General features: G+C 69.4%; 13 protein-coding genes. 8 read left to right on the top strand and 5 right to left on the bottom strand.

The features are described from left to right. Positions 1–10: 10 nt before the first annotated feature. The 5 genes from mca to FPZ12_RS11690 all read left to right on the top strand — a co-directional run bounded on the left by mca (position 11) and on the right by FPZ12_RS11690 (position 5,871). A complete protein-coding gene (mca, locus tag FPZ12_RS11670) occupies positions 11–922 on the top strand; it encodes a mycothiol conjugate amidase Mca (protein WP_144747971.1) in 912 nt (303 codons plus the stop codon). Next, complete coding sequence (locus FPZ12_RS11675) at positions 919–1,245, top strand: hypothetical protein (RefSeq protein ID WP_144747970.1); 327 nt, start codon at positions 919–921, stop codon at positions 1,243–1,245. Before mca ends, FPZ12_RS11675 begins: the two co-directional genes overlap by 4 nt. A 37-nt stretch (positions 1,246–1,282) precedes the next feature. Next, the gene (locus FPZ12_RS11680; protein ID WP_144747969.1) at positions 1,283–3,286 is read left to right on the top strand and encodes a thioredoxin domain-containing protein; all 2,004 of its coding nucleotides are present in this window, start codon (positions 1,283–1,285) and stop codon (positions 3,284–3,286) included. Positions 3,287–3,373: 87 nt separating this feature from the next. After that, entirely contained in the window at positions 3,374–3,940 is a 567-nt protein-coding gene (locus FPZ12_RS11685) for a hypothetical protein (protein WP_144747968.1), read from the top strand. 38 nt (positions 3,941–3,978) lie between these two features. After that, a complete protein-coding gene (locus tag FPZ12_RS11690; protein WP_144747967.1) occupies positions 3,979–5,871 on the top strand; it encodes an acyl-CoA dehydrogenase family protein in 1,893 nt (630 codons plus the stop codon). Positions 5,872–6,014: 143 nt separating this feature from the next. On the opposite strand, the gene trhA is transcribed toward FPZ12_RS11690, so the two are convergent. Continuing rightward, positions 6,015–6,683 carry a PAQR family membrane homeostasis protein TrhA gene (trhA, locus tag FPZ12_RS11695; protein WP_144747966.1) on the bottom strand — a complete coding sequence of 223 codons (669 nt, stop codon included), beginning with the start codon at positions 6,681–6,683 and terminating at the stop codon, positions 6,015–6,017. Between the two features lie 87 nt (positions 6,684–6,770). Here trhA and FPZ12_RS11700 point away from each other — a divergent pair, with 87 nt between their 5' ends. Together FPZ12_RS11700 and FPZ12_RS11705 are read left to right on the top strand one after the other, a co-directional pair. Continuing rightward, a complete protein-coding gene (locus FPZ12_RS11700) occupies positions 6,771–7,547 on the top strand; it encodes an isoprenyl transferase (RefSeq protein WP_166462695.1) in 777 nt (258 codons plus the stop codon). Between the two features lie 453 nt (positions 7,548–8,000). Further along, the gene (locus tag FPZ12_RS11705; RefSeq protein WP_144747986.1) at positions 8,001–9,287 is read left to right on the top strand and encodes an RNA 5'-3' helicase PhoH2; all 1,287 of its coding nucleotides are present in this window, start codon (positions 8,001–8,003) and stop codon (positions 9,285–9,287) included. Positions 9,288–9,333: 46 nt separating this feature from the next. On the opposite strand, the gene FPZ12_RS11710 is transcribed toward FPZ12_RS11705, so the two are convergent. The 3 genes from FPZ12_RS11710 to guaB1 all read right to left on the bottom strand — a co-directional run bounded on the left by FPZ12_RS11710 (position 9,334) and on the right by guaB1 (position 12,627). Then, positions 9,334–10,143, bottom strand: coding sequence for an ABC transporter permease (locus FPZ12_RS11710; protein ID WP_144747964.1), 810 nt, complete (start codon positions 10,141–10,143; stop codon positions 9,334–9,336). Beyond that, a complete protein-coding gene (locus tag FPZ12_RS11715) occupies positions 10,140–11,123 on the bottom strand; it encodes an ABC transporter ATP-binding protein (protein WP_144747963.1) in 984 nt (327 codons plus the stop codon). The genes FPZ12_RS11710 and FPZ12_RS11715 overlap by 4 nt, the downstream gene beginning before the upstream one ends. Before the next feature lie 64 nt (positions 11,124–11,187). Next, positions 11,188–12,627 (bottom strand): GMP reductase, encoded by a 1,440-nt coding sequence (gene guaB1, locus FPZ12_RS11720; protein ID WP_144747962.1) that lies wholly within the window; start codon positions 12,625–12,627, stop codon positions 11,188–11,190. A gap of 29 nt (positions 12,628–12,656) precedes the next feature. Between guaB1 and FPZ12_RS11725 the strand changes: the two genes are divergently transcribed. Beyond that, positions 12,657–13,103 carry a DUF309 domain-containing protein gene (locus FPZ12_RS11725; protein WP_144747961.1) on the top strand — a complete coding sequence of 149 codons (447 nt, stop codon included), beginning with the start codon at positions 12,657–12,659 and terminating at the stop codon, positions 13,101–13,103. Here FPZ12_RS11725 and FPZ12_RS11730 read toward each other — a convergent pair. Next, positions 13,093–13,704, bottom strand: coding sequence for an MBL fold metallo-hydrolase (locus FPZ12_RS11730; RefSeq protein ID WP_144747960.1), 612 nt, complete (start codon positions 13,702–13,704; stop codon positions 13,093–13,095). The genes FPZ12_RS11725 and FPZ12_RS11730 overlap by 11 nt on opposite strands. Positions 13,705–13,709 lie beyond the last annotated feature (5 nt).

The following is a 13,709-nucleotide window of genomic DNA, read 5'->3' on the forward strand; positions in this document are numbered from 1 at the left end:
CGTTGCAGGCATGGTGGGATCTGACGAGCGGACAGCCGAAGCAGGGTCGCGCCTTCGCTTGATGGCGGTGCACGCGCATCCGGACGACGAGTCGAGCAAGGGTGCCGCGACGATGGCGAAGTACGTCGCCGATGGCGCCGAAGTGATGGTCGTGAGCTGCACGGGCGGCGAGGCCGGGAGCGTGCTGAACCCGGCGATGGACCGGCCCGAGGTGCACGCCAACATGAGCGAGATCCGCCGCGAGGAGATGGCGCGCGCGGCCAAGATCCTCGGCATCAAGCACCACTGGCTGGGCTTCGTGGACTCCGGGCTGCCGGAGGGTGACCCGCTGCCCCCGCTGCCGGAGGGCTGCTTCGCGGTGGTGCCGCTCGAGGAGCCGGTGCACGAGCTGGTGAAGGTCATCCGCGAGTTCCGCCCGCACGTGGTGCTCACGTACGACGAGAACGGCGGCTACCCGCACCCCGACCACATCCGGTGCCACGAGGTGTCGGTCGCGGCTTTCGACGCGGCCGCGGAGCCGGACCGCTTTCCCGACGCGGGCGAGCCGTGGCAGCCGCTGAAGCTCTACTACATGCACGGGTTCTCGCGGGCCAAGATGCAGCTGTTCCACGACGCGCTGACGGAGGCCGGACTGGACTCCCCGTACGGCGAGTGGCTGGAGAAGTGGGACCCTGAGCGTGCCGACGTGATGGAGCGGGTGACCACGCGGGTCGACTGCGGTGACTACTTCGAGGTCCGGGATGAGGCGCTGAAGGCGCACGCCACCCAGATCGACCCGAACAGCCGGTGGTTCGCCGTGCCGCTGGAGATGCAGCGGCGGGTGTGGCCGACCGAGGAGTACGAGCTGGTCCGCTCCCTTGTCGACAGCACGTTGCCGGAGGACGATCTGTTCGCCGGGGTGAGGGAGAAGGTGACGGCATGACTTTCGTGCTGCCGGTGGCGGCGCCGGTCGCGACGACCGCGCTGGTGCTGGCGCAGCAGCCGGGCAACGGCGACAACGGCGGCCAGGGCGAGGACTTCGGCAAGTCCTCGCCGGTGGGATTCCTGCTGCTGCTGGTGTTCCTGGTCGCGGTGGCGTTCCTGGTCCGCTCGATGACCAAGCACCTCAAGCGTGTTCCGGCGAGTTTCGACCCGGCCGACGAGGAACAGGCTTCGGCCGAGGGTGAGCAGGCCACGGAGCCGGAAGCCGAGGAGCCGAAGGTGAAGGCGGCCACCGCGAAACAGGAGAAGAGCGAAAGCTCCTAGCGGCGTGGCGAGTGCGGGGCCGTGACACCCTGGGTGCATGGCCAACCGACTCGCCACCGCGACCAGTCCGTACCTGCTCCAGCACGCCGGCAACCCGGTGGACTGGTGGCAGTGGGGCCCCGAAGCGCTCGACGAGGCCAAACGTCGCGACGTGCCGATCCTGTTGTCGATCGGCTACGCGGCCTGTCACTGGTGCCACGTGATGGCACACGAATCGTTCGAGGACGCCGAAACGGCCCGGCTGATGAACGACAACTTCGTCAACATCAAGGTCGACCGCGAGGAGCGGCCGGACCTCGACGCCGTCTACATGACCGCCACCCAGGCGATGACCGGCCAGGGCGGCTGGCCGATGACGTGTTTCCTGACGCCGGAAGGCGAACCGTTCCACTGCGGCACCTACTACCCGCCCGAGCCGCGGCCGGGAATGCCCTCGTTCCAGCACCTTCTCGTCGCGGTCGCGCAGGCGTGGCAGGAGCGCCGCGAGGAGCTGCGTGAGGGAGCCGGGCAGATCGTGGCGCATCTGGCCGAGCGCACCGGCCCACTGCCGGAGGCCGCCGTCGATGCCGAGGTGCTCGAGTCGGCGGTGAAGAGCGTGGCGTCGGAGGCCGACCACGAGCACGGCGGTTTCGGTGGTGCGCCGAAGTTCCCGCCGTCGATGGTGCTGGAGTTCCTGCTGCGCCACCACGAACGCACCGGCTCGGCGGAAGCGCTGTCCCTGGTCGAAGAATGCGCGTCGGCGATGTCGCGCGGCGGGATGTACGACCAGCTCGGCGGCGGCTTCGCGCGGTACTCGGTGGACAGCGCGTGGGTGGTGCCGCATTTCGAAAAGATGTTGTACGACAACGCTTTGCTGCTTCGCGTGTACGCGCATCTCGCCCGCTTGACGGAGTCCGCGCGTGCGCTCGCGGTGGCGCGGGAGACGGCCGGGTTCCTGCTCGGTGAGCTGCGGACGGTGCAAGGCGGGTTCGCAGCTTCGCTCGACGCGGACACCGACGGCGAGGAGGGCCTGACCTACGTCTGGACGCCGGCGGAGTTGCGGGAAGTCCTTGGGGCGGACGGGGATTGGGCCGTCGAGCTGTTCGGCGTGACGGCGTCCGGCACCTTCGAGCGGGGCACGTCGGTGCTGCAGCTGCGTCGGGATCCGGACGATTTCGAGCGGTTCGAGCAGGTTCGCCGGCTGCTGCTCGCGGTGCGGAACCTGCGGCCGCAGCCCGGTCGTGACGACAAGGTGATCGCGTCCTGGAACGGTCTGACGATCACCGCGCTCTGCGAAGCGGGCGTCGCGCTGAACGAGCCTGAATGGGTTGCGGCCGCGGAGCGTGCGGCGGAAACGATCCTCGGTGTACACGTCGTGGACGGGCGCCTGCGGCGAAGCTCGCGAAACGGCGAGGTCGGCGAAGCGGCAGGCGTGCTCGAGGACTACGGGTGCTTCGCGGAAGGGCTTTTGGCGCTGCACCAGGCGACCGGCGCGCAGCGTTGGCTCGACGAAGCAGTGAAATTGCTCGACATCGCGTTGGAGCACTTTGCCGTCGAAGAGACTCCTGGCGCATACCACGACACGGCGGACGACGCGGAAACGTTGGTACAGCGTCCTTCCGACCCCGGGGACAACGCGAGCCCGTCGGGCGCTTCGGCGCTCGCGGCGGCCTTGGTGACGGCGTCCGTACTCGTCGGGCCTGAGCGTGCGTCCCGGTATCGCGAGGCCGCCGAGAGCGCGGTGAGCCGGGTCGGCAGGCTCGCCGCGAAGGTGCCCCGGTTCGCCGGGAACTGGTTGTCGGTGGCGGAGGCGCTGGCGTCCGGGCCGATCCAGGTGGCCGTGGTCGGGCTGGATCCGGAGTCGTGGGCCGAACTGCGGACCACGGCGGCGCAGCTCGTGCACGGCGGCGGTGTCGTGCTCGCGGGGCAGCCGGAGACGGTGCCGCTGCTCGCGGACCGCCCGCTCGTCGAAGGCGCGGCGGCCGCTTACGTGTGCCGCGGCTACGTCTGCGAACGCCCTGTCACCACCGCTGACCAGCTGGAAGCGGCGCTGGCCCGCTAGGTTTCGCCCTCGGCAAACAGTGGGCTCGGCTGCTTGAAATCGGCGTAGCGTGTGTAGCGATGTAATCATGTAATCGCGGAGGTCGGAATGCGCACGCACGGACGAGGCTGGAAGGGACGCGGCGGCTGGCAGCAGAACGAGGTGCCGTCCGCCGACGACGCCGCGGGCTGGTTCACCGGACGCCTGCCCGACGAGTGGTTCACCGAAGCGCCGGAGATCACCGTCGACCGCGAGGAGATCCTCGTCGTCGGCACGCTGCCCGCGCTGACCGAGGAGTTCGCCGACGACGCGGCCCGTGCCGCCGCCGAGTCCGGGCGGATCAGCCGGTTCCGGGAGGACACCAGGGACCAGCGCATCGAAATCGCCCGGCAGGCCGAACATCGCTACCAGCGCAAGGTCGCCTGGGGCGCGCGGATCGGTGAGACCACCGAGCTGTTCACCACCTTGTCGGTGCCGGTGATGACGCGGTTGCGCCAGCCGGAGCGGCGGGTGCTGGACACGCTGGTCGATTCGGGCGTGGCGCGGTCGCGGTCGGAGGCGCTGGCCTGGGCGGTCCGGCTGGTCGGCGAGCACGCGGAGGAGTGGCTGACCGGGCTGCGGGACGCGATGTCCAAAGTGGACGATCTGCGGGCGAAGGGTCCCGACCTCGGCTGAACCGTGCGGACTCCGCCTGGTTGCGCGAAACTTGGGGCATGAACCCTGAGGCGCTGACGGTCGTTCTGGATGGACAGTGGGCTGAGCTGCGGCGGGAAGTCCGCAAGCAGCTCAGCGAGAACGCCTACGACGAGCCGCGTGACCTGAGCACCGAGGACTACCGGGTCTGGGTGCTGGACCAGTTGCACAAGCTGGCAAAGACGGGGCAGCCGCGGCTCGGGTTCGCCCGCGAGTACGGCGGTGGTGGGGACATCGGCGGTTCGGTCGTCTCGTTCGAGCTGCTCGGGCTCGGTGACCTGTCGCTGATGGTCAAGTCCGGGGTTCAGTGGGGGTTGTTCGGCGGGGCGGTGCAGCTGCTCGGCACGAAGCAGCACCACGAGCGGTACCTGTCGCGGATCATGGACCTCGACCTGCCGGGGTGTTTCGCGATGACCGAGACCGGGCACGGCTCGGACGTGCAGCACCTGCGCACCACGGCGACGTACGACCCGGAGACGCGCCAGTTCGTCATCGACACCCCGGATCCCTCGGCCCGCAAGGACTACATCGGGAACGCGGCGCGTGACGGGCGGATGGCCGTGGTGTTCGCGCAGCTCGTCACCGGTGGTGAAAGCCGTGGTGTGCATGCGTTTCTGGTCCCGATCCGCAACGAGCTGGGTGAGCCGCTGCCGGGCGTGGAGATCGGCGACTGCGGGCGCAAGGGTGGTTTGAACGGGGTCGACAATGGGCGGCTGACGTTCCGTTCCGTGCGCGTGCCGCGGGAGGCGCTGCTCAACCGGTACGGCGACGTGGCCGAGGACGGCACCTACTCGAGTCCGATCGAGAGCGACGGGCGGCGTTTCTTCACGATGCTGGGCACGCTGATCCGCGGCCGGATCAGCGTCGCGGGCGCGGCCACGAGCGCCGCGGAACGTGCGCTGGCTTTGGCTGTCCGGTATGGCGAGCAGCGTCGGCAGTTCAACGCGCCCGGCGACGCGGAAGAGGTCGTCGTGCTGGATTACCGTGCGCACCAAAGGAAACTGCTGCCCGCGATCGCCAAGACGTACGCGCTGCACTTCGCGCAGGAGGAGCTCGTCCGGAAGCTGCACGAGATCCAGAGTGCCGAGGAGGAGGTCGACGAGCACAGTCAGCGGGAGCTGGAGTCGCGTGCCGCCGGCATCAAGGCGATGGCCACCTGGCATGCGACGAAGACGATCCAGACGGCGCGGGAAGCCTGTGGTGGCGCGGGATATCTCGCGGCGAACGTGTTGACGGTGCTCAAGGCGGACACCGACGTGTTCACCACTTTCGAGGGCGACAACACGGTGTTGTTGCAGCTGGTCGCGAAGGGCCTGCTGACGAACTATCGGGACCACTTCTCGGACCTGAGCCCGCTCGCGATGGCGCGGTTCGTGGCGGAGCAGGTGGTGGAGACCGTGATCGAGCGGACGGCCGCGCGCAAGGTGATCGAACGACTCGTCGACGCGGCGCCCGGCCGTGACGATGACGGGGTGCTGTTCGACCGCGGCTGGCAGGTCGCGTTGTTCGAGGACCGCGAGAAGCATGTGCTGGAGGGCTGTGCGCGGCGGCTTCGCCGTGCCGCGGAAGGGGATCCGTTCGAGGCTTTCAACGATGCGCAGGACCATGTGCTCAGCGCGGCGCGGGTGCACGTCGACAGGGTTGTGCTGGAAGCTTTCGTCGCCGCGATCGAGCGCTGCGAGGACGACGAGGCGCGCGGGGTGCTGAACCAGCTGTGCGACTTGTATGTGCTGTCGAACCTCGAAGAGGACCGCGCGTGGTTCCTGGAACACGGCCGTCTGACGGCGTCCCGGGCGAAGTCGGTGATCGCGGCAGTGAACGAGCTCTGCGCGAAGCTACGCCCGGACGCGCGGCTGCTGGTGGACGCCTTCGCGATCCCGGAGCCATTCCTACGCGCGGAGATGCTCGGCTGAGGGCTGCCCGGGCCGCAGTCGGGTGGCGTTCTGGAAACCTGCGCGGCCACGCGGGTCGCCGCCACGGGCCAACTCGCGCGCGGGGGTGGCCAATTCGTGAACGGGGGTGGCCAACTCGCGCGCGGGGGCGGCCAACTCGGGCGCTAGGCGTACAAGGCCAACCAGATCGCGATGTAGTGCGAGATCGCCGCCAGCACTGTGCACGCGTGGAAGAACTCGTGGTAGCCGAAGGTGTCCGGCCAGTGGTTGGGCCAGCGCACGCCGTAGAACACGGCGCCCATCGTGTAGAACAGGCCACCCACCAGCAGCAGCACGAGCGCCGCGACGCCCGCGTGCCGGGCCAGTTCGGGCAGGACGAAGATCGCCACCCAGCCGAGTGCGATGTAGATCGGCACGCCGAGCCAGCGCGGCGCCTTCGGCCACAGCATCTTCAGCGCGACACCCAGCACCGCGCCGCCCCACACGACGCCCAGGATCACGTACCCGGTCGGCTTCGACATCGACAGCAGCGTGAACGGGGTGTACGTGCCGGCGATGAACAAAAAGATCATCGAGTGGTCGGCGCGCTTCATCCACTGGTAGGCGCGCGGGCTCCACAGCCGCCGGTGGTACAGCGCGCTCACGCCGAACACGCCCATCACGGTCGCCCCATAGATCGCCGTGGCCAGTGCGGCCTCGCCGGAGACCGTGGTGGCCGCGAGCACGACGAGTGTCGCCGCGCCGACCAGGGCGCCGAAGAACGACCAGAAGTGGATATGACCGCGAAGTCGCGGGCGGGTGTCAACCACGGGGTTCTCGGTCGCGACGCTCACGAGTCAAGGTTACGGGACCGTAGGTTTTCCGCCAGTGTCCGTGGCCGGAACCACGGTCACACAGCCGAGTGCGTACGCTTGGCCGACGTGAGTCTTCGCTCTATCGGTTCCCGCATCGCTTACACCGTCTACGGCCGCAGGCTCATCCAGCAAGCCGCCGGACGCCATCCCCGGCACGTCGCGATCATGCTCGACGGCAACCGCCGCTGGGCGCGGGAAGCCGGCTTCACCGACGTGGCCGACGGGCACCGCGCCGGGGCGAAGAAGATCGCGGACTTCCTGTCCTGGTGCCGCGAGGCGGACGTCGAGGTGGTCACGCTGTGGCTGCTGTCGACGGACAACCTCGGCCGCGCCCAGGAAGAGGTCGTGCCGCTGCTGAAGATCATCGTCGACGTGGTGGACGAGCTGGCCGCGCCGGAGAACCCCTGGCGGCTGCGCATGGTCGGCGCGCTGGAGCTGCTCCCGGCGGAGATGGCCCGCAGCCTCAAGGCCGCGGCGGCGCGCACCGAGGGCCGCGACGGCATGGAGGTCAACATCGCCGTCGGGTACGGCGGCCGCCAGGAGATCGCGGACGCGGTGAAGAAGCTCCTCCTGCAGCACGCCGACGAGGGCACGTCGATCCGCGAGCTGGCGAAGATCCTCGACGTGGACCACATCTCCGAGCACCTCTACACCTCGGGCCAGCCCGATCCGGATCTCATCATCCGGACCTCCGGCGAACAGCGCCTGTCCGGCTTCCTGCTCTGGCAGTCCGCGCACTCGGAGTTCTGGTTCACCGAGGCCTACTGGCCCGCCTTCCGCAGGGTCGATTTCCTCCGTGCCCTGCGTGACTACGCCTGGCGGCACCGCCGATTCGGTAATTGACACCCACGGTAGATGCACGCGCTGTGGGGATGTTTCTACCGACGGTGAGATGACATCTTCGCGAATCACCTGGCTGGCTGCCTGCAAGATCGGCGAATCGCAGGTAACTTCCGAAGTGATGGACCGTGACCTTGCGGAACATCGCGGGAGGCCCTGGACGTGGCGGTAGTTGAGGGAACGGCGGCGGTAGTAGCCGCGGCGTCGTTCGCGAAACGCACAAGGGGGCCGGCACCCGGCCTTCTTGGCCGCGCCCGACTGACGTAACCGGCGTCAGCGGAAACGGACAAGCCAGGGCGGCCCGGCCCAGCGAGTGCGGGCGTGGGTGCCACGCCCACTGAGGGAGATGCCGTCGTGACTGCGCAGCGTTCGCCCCGGAAGGCCTCGACCAGCGCGGAGGGCGCTGGAGAATCAGCGGCTGGCCCGCTATCCCCTGAATCCCAGCGGCACACCTACGTGCTCGACACGTCGGTCCTGCTGTCCGACCCGTGGGCGGTCACCAGGTTCGCCGAGCACGCAGTGGTCCTGCCACTGGTCGTGATCAGCGAACTGGAGGCGAAGCGGCACCACCCGGAGCTCGGCTGGTTCGCGCGGGAGTCCCTGCGCTTACTGGACGACCTGCGGCGGACCTACGGCAGGCTGGACGCGCCGGTCCCGATCGGGGACCAGGACGGCACCCTGCACGTGGAGCTGAACCACTCGGATCCGACAGTGCTACCGCCGGGGTTCCGGACGGATTCCAACGACCACCGGATCCTGGCCTGCGCGCTCAACCTCGCCGTCGAGCGCAAGACTGTGACGCTGGTCACCAAGGACATTCCGTTGCGGGTCAAGGCCGGCGCGGTCGGCCTGGACGCCGACGAGTACCGCGCACAGGACGTGACGCCCTCGGGCTGGACAGGGATGGCCGACGTCGACGTGCCGCAGGAGGCGATCGACGCGCTGTTCGCGAACGGCACGGTCGACGTCGCCGAGTTCGGCCAGCCCGAGCTGGGCGAGTCGCCGTGTCACACCGGTGTCCGGCTGCTGTCCGGCAGTTCGAGCGCGCTGGGCCGGGTCACGCCGGACAAGAAGGTGCGGCTCGTGCGCGGCGACAAGGAAGCCTTCGGCCTCCACGGTCGTTCGGCCGAGCAGCGCATCGCGCTGGACCTGTTGCTGGACCCCGAAGTCGGCATCGTCTCGCTCGGCGGCCGGGCGGGTACCGGCAAGTCCGCGCTGGCGCTGTGCGCCGGCCTGGAGTCGGTGATGGAGCGGCGCGAGCACCGCAAGGTCGTGGTGTTCCGCCCCGTCTACGCGGTCGGCGGGCAGGATCTGGGCTATCTGCCCGGTTCCGAGAGCGAGAAGATGCAGCCGTGGGCGCAGGCGGTGTTCGACACCCTCGGCGCGCTGGTCAGCCAGGAGGTTCTCGACGAGGTCTTCGACCGCGGGATGCTGGAAGTCCTGCCGCTGACCCACATCCGCGGCCGCTCGCTGCACGACGCGTTCGTGATCGTGGACGAGGCGCAGTCGCTGGAGCGCAACGTGCTGCTGACGGTGCTTTCCCGTCTGGGCACGGCTTCGCGGGTGGTGCTCACCCACGACGTCGCCCAGCGTGACAACCTCCGCGTCGGCAGGCACGACGGCGTCTCGGCGGTGATCGAGAAGCTGAAGGGGCACCCGTTGTTCGCCCACGTCACGCTGACCCGCTCGGAGCGTTCGCCGATCGCGGCGCTGGTGACGGAAATGCTGGAGGACCACGGATAAGGCGCGCCGCCCGTCCCGGGCCCAGGCCCGGGGCGGGCTTCCGTGCTCAGTCGATGGAGCGGCGCAGGAAACCCTTGATGCCGATCCCGGCGAACACGGCGAACGACACCAGGATCACCGGCAGGTCGATCCACAACGGGATCGACTGGATCTCGCCGGGCAGCAGCAGCGCGCGCATGCCTTCGCTCACGTATGTCAGCGGGTTCAGCGCGCAGATCACCTGGAACCACCGCAGGTGCGTGAGCCCGTGCCACGGGAACTGCGTGGATCCGGTGAACATCAACGGCATCAGCACCACGGCGAACATGATCTGGATCCGCCGCGGGTTGACCAGCGTGCCCACCGTCATCCCGATCGCCGCACCCGCGAGCGAGCCCAGCACGATCAGGCCCACGACACCCGGCCAGGCCGAGGCAGGCCAGTGGATGCCGTCGAGGATCAGGAAGCCGATCGGGATGATCAGCAGCGCGGCGACGATCCCGCGCAACGCGCCGAACACCATCTTTTCCAGTGCCACCAAGGGGATCGGCATCGGGGCGAGCAGTCTGTCCTCGATCTCGCGGGTCCACGAGAAGTCCAGGATCAGCGGCATCGTGGTGTTCTGCAGCGCCGTCAGGAACCCGGTGAGCGCGACCATCCCCGGCAGCAGGATCTGCGCGAAATCGCCCTGCACGTAGCCGATCCCGGTGAGCACCTTGCCGAAGATGAACAGCATGAAGAACGGCTGGATCACCACCTGCGCGAGGAACGGCAGCAGTTCGCGCCCGGTGACGAAGGTGTCCCGCCACAGCACGGCGAAGAACGTCCTCGCCGCGACGGCTGGGCCCGCCCCGGGCAGGTCGACGGCGGCGGTCATCGCAGTTCCCTTCCGGTGAGGTGGATGAACACGTCCTCCAGGCTGGGTGTGCCGATCGCCAGATCCGTTACGTCGCAACCCAATGCCGTCAACGTCTTGAGCGCCAGCGGAAGCACGACCGCGGGCTCGTGCGCGGTGTACAGCCGGAACTGCTCGACGTCCGAAGTGGACAGACCGGGGTTCTTCGCTATCCGCTCGACCCGTTCGACGTCATCCACTGTGGACAGTGCCTCGCTGATCCGTTCCGGCGAATGGCCGCCGGTGAGCACCGTGACGCTCAGCGTGGTGCTGCCCGGCAGCGAGCGGGTGAGCGCCTCCGGCGTGTCGAGCGCCAGCAGCTTGCCGTGGTCGACGATGCCGACCCTGTCGCACAGTTTGGCCGCTTCGTCCATGTCGTGCGTGGTCAGCACGACCGTGACCCCGTCGTCCTTCAGCTCCGCGACCCGCTCGTGCACGAACAGCCGGGCTTGCGGGTCCAGGCCTGTGGACGGCTCGTCGAGGAACAGCACCTTCGGTTGGTGCATCAGCGCCCGCGCGATCATCACGCGCTGGGACTGCCCGCCGGAAACGAAGTCCAGCCGCGCCTTGGCCTGATCGGCGAGGCCCATCCTGCCGAGGATTTCGTCCGCCCGGCGATTGCGTTCGGCCCGGCCGACGCCGTGGTAGATCGCGTGGAAGATCAGATTCTGCCGGATATCGAGCGAACGGTCCAGATTGTTCCGTTGTGGGACCACGGCCAGCAGTTGCCGCGCCTGGCTGGCCGATCGGCGCACGTCGACGCCGTACACCAGCGCCTTTCCCGACGTGGCCAGCACCCTGGTGGTGAGCACTCCGACCGTGGTCGTCTTGCCCGCGCCGTTCGGGCCGAGCAGGCCGAACACCTCGCCCGGCGGCACCGAGAAACTCAGCCCGTCCACCGCGGGCGGGGCGTTTTTCCGATAGCGTTTGACCAGATCGGTCACCACGACTGCGTCGGTCACGTTATTCAGCGTAAGCGCGGCCGCGATTCTTTTCCGCCGATTTCTCGGTCAGGGAAAAACGGCGTCACCACCCGGACGGCAGCGGCCGTCCCTCCGCGAACCCGGCCGCGGACTGGACTCCCAGCACGGCGCGCTCGGAGAACTCCTTGATCCCGCGCGCACCCGCGTACGTGAACGAGGACCGCACGCCCGAGCAGATCGAGTCCAGGAGGTCCTCCACGCCGGGCCTTGCCGGGTCGAGCAGCATCCGCGAGGACGAGATGCCCTCCTCGAACAGGGCCTTCCTGGCGCGCTCGAAAACGTTGTCGGTGCGTGTCCGGCCGGCGACGGCGCGTTTCGACGCCATACCGAAGGATTCCTTGTACGGGCGGCCGTTCTCGTCGTAGCGGAGGTCGCCCGGCGATTCGTGCGTGCCCGCGAACCACGAACCGACCATCGCGGCGGACGCGCCCGCGGCCAGCGCCAGCGCGATGTCGCGCGGATGCCGGACGCCGCCGTCGGCCCACACGTGCTTGCCCAGCTCGCGGGCGGCCGCGGCGCATTCGGCGACCGCCGAGAACTGCGGGCGGCCGACGCCGGTCATCATCCGGGTGGTGCACATCGCGCCAGGGCCGACGCCGACCTTCACCACGTCCGCGCCTGCCGCGATGAGGTCCCGCGTGCCTTCGGCCGTCACGACGTTGCCCGCGACCACCGGCACCTTCGGCGAGACCGAGCGCACGGCCTTGAGCGCGGCGATCATCTTTTCCTGGTGGCCGTGCGCCGTGTCCACGACCAGCACGTCCACGCCCGCGGCCAGTACGGCCTCGGCCTTCTTCGCGACGTCGCCGTTCACGCCGATCGCGGCGGCGACGCGCAGCTTTCCGGCGTCGTCGACCGCCGGGCGGTAGATGTCGGCGCGCAGCGCGGCCGTGGGTGTGAGGACGCCTGCGAGCCTGCCGTCACCGTCCACGCCCAGCGCGAGCCGCGACCCGGCGGCGTGCAGGCGTTCGAAGATCTCGCGGGCTGGGGTGTCCAGCGGGGCCGTGACCCCGGCCGGGGCGGCGACCTCGGCCAGCCTGGCGAACCTGTCCACCCCGGCGCAATCGTTTTCGTCCACCACGCCGGTGGGCCTGCCCTCGCCGTCGACGATCACGACGGCGCCGTGCGCGCGCTTGCCGACCAGGTTGAGCGCGTCGGCCACCGCGTCGTTCCCGGTCAGCACCAGCGGGGTGTCCCACACCGTGTGCCGCTGCTTGACCCAGGCGACGATCTCGGCGACCGCCGCCGGGTCCACGTCCTGGGGGAGCACGACGAGCCCGCCGCGGCGGGCGACCGTCTCGGCCATCCGGCGGCCGGCGACGGCCGTCATGTTGGCCACCACGATGGGAATCGTGGTCCCGGTGCCATCCACTGTGGACAGGTCCACGTCGAACCGGGACTCCACGTCCGAACGGTTCGGCACGAGGAACACGTCGTCGTAGGTGAGGTCGTGGGCGGGCCGGTGGCCATCGAGGAAGCGCACGAGAACCCAGGATACGTCATGATGGGCACATGGCCGAGCGGGATCGAGACACCGAGGGACGGGCCAGGAACGCTCGTCCGAGGGACGGGCTGGGACGGCCGCTGCCGTACGGCTCAGCCGGGGTGGCGCGTCAGCCCGAGGGTGTCGTGCGGACGCCGCAGGAGACGGTTCAGGAGGCGCAACGGCTGCTTGACGAGGGCAAGCCGTTCCACGCGCACGAGGTGTTCGAGGACGCCTGGAAGTCCTCGGACGGGCCCGAGCGGGGGCTGTGGAAGGGCCTCGCGCAGCTGGCTGTCGGGATGACGCACGCCGCGCGCGGGAACGAGAAGGGCGCGGTGTCCTTGCTCACCCGCGGAGCCGACGCCATCGAGCCGTACGCCGCGGAGGCGCCGCACGGCATCGACGTCGAGGGGCTCGTCCACTGGGTCCGCGCTGGCGCCGCCGGGGCGGCGCCGCGGCTCGGCCTCAGCCGGTGACGTTCTCCTTCTCCGCGGCCAGTGTGGTCGACTCGCCGTGGCCGGTGTTGACCCGCGTGGACTCCGGCAGGGCGAACAGCTTCTCCCGGATGGACCGGACGATCGTCGGATAGTCCGAATAGGACCGTCCGGTGGCGCCGGGGCCGCCGTGGAAGAGCGTGTCCCCGGTGAACACGACGCCGAGATCCTTGGCGTACAAGCAGACCGCGCCCGGAGCGTGACCGGGTGTGTGCAGCACGGTCAGGTCGGTGCCCGCGATGGTGAGCACCTGCCCGTCGGCGAGTTCGCCGTCCGGGGCGCGCTCCGGGTGGGTCAGGTCCCACAGCACGCGGTCGTCCGGGTGCAGCAGGATCGGCGCCCCCGTGCGCTCGGCGAGCGCCGGCGCGGCGTTGACGTGGTCGTTGTGCGCGTGGGTGCAGACGATCGCCCGCAGCGTGCGCTCGCCGACCACGTCCGCGATGACGTCCGCGTCGTGCGCCGCGTCGATGACGAAGACCTCCCGGTCGTCACCGATGACCCACACGTTGTTGTCCACGTCCCAGCTGCCGCCGTCCAGTTCGAAGACCCCGGACGTGACCACGTTCTGCACGGTTGCTGTCATGCCGG

The sequence above is a fragment of the Amycolatopsis acidicola genome (genome assembly GCF_007713735.2).
Lineage (GTDB): Bacteria > Actinomycetota > Actinomycetes > Mycobacteriales > Pseudonocardiaceae > Amycolatopsis_E > Amycolatopsis_E acidicola.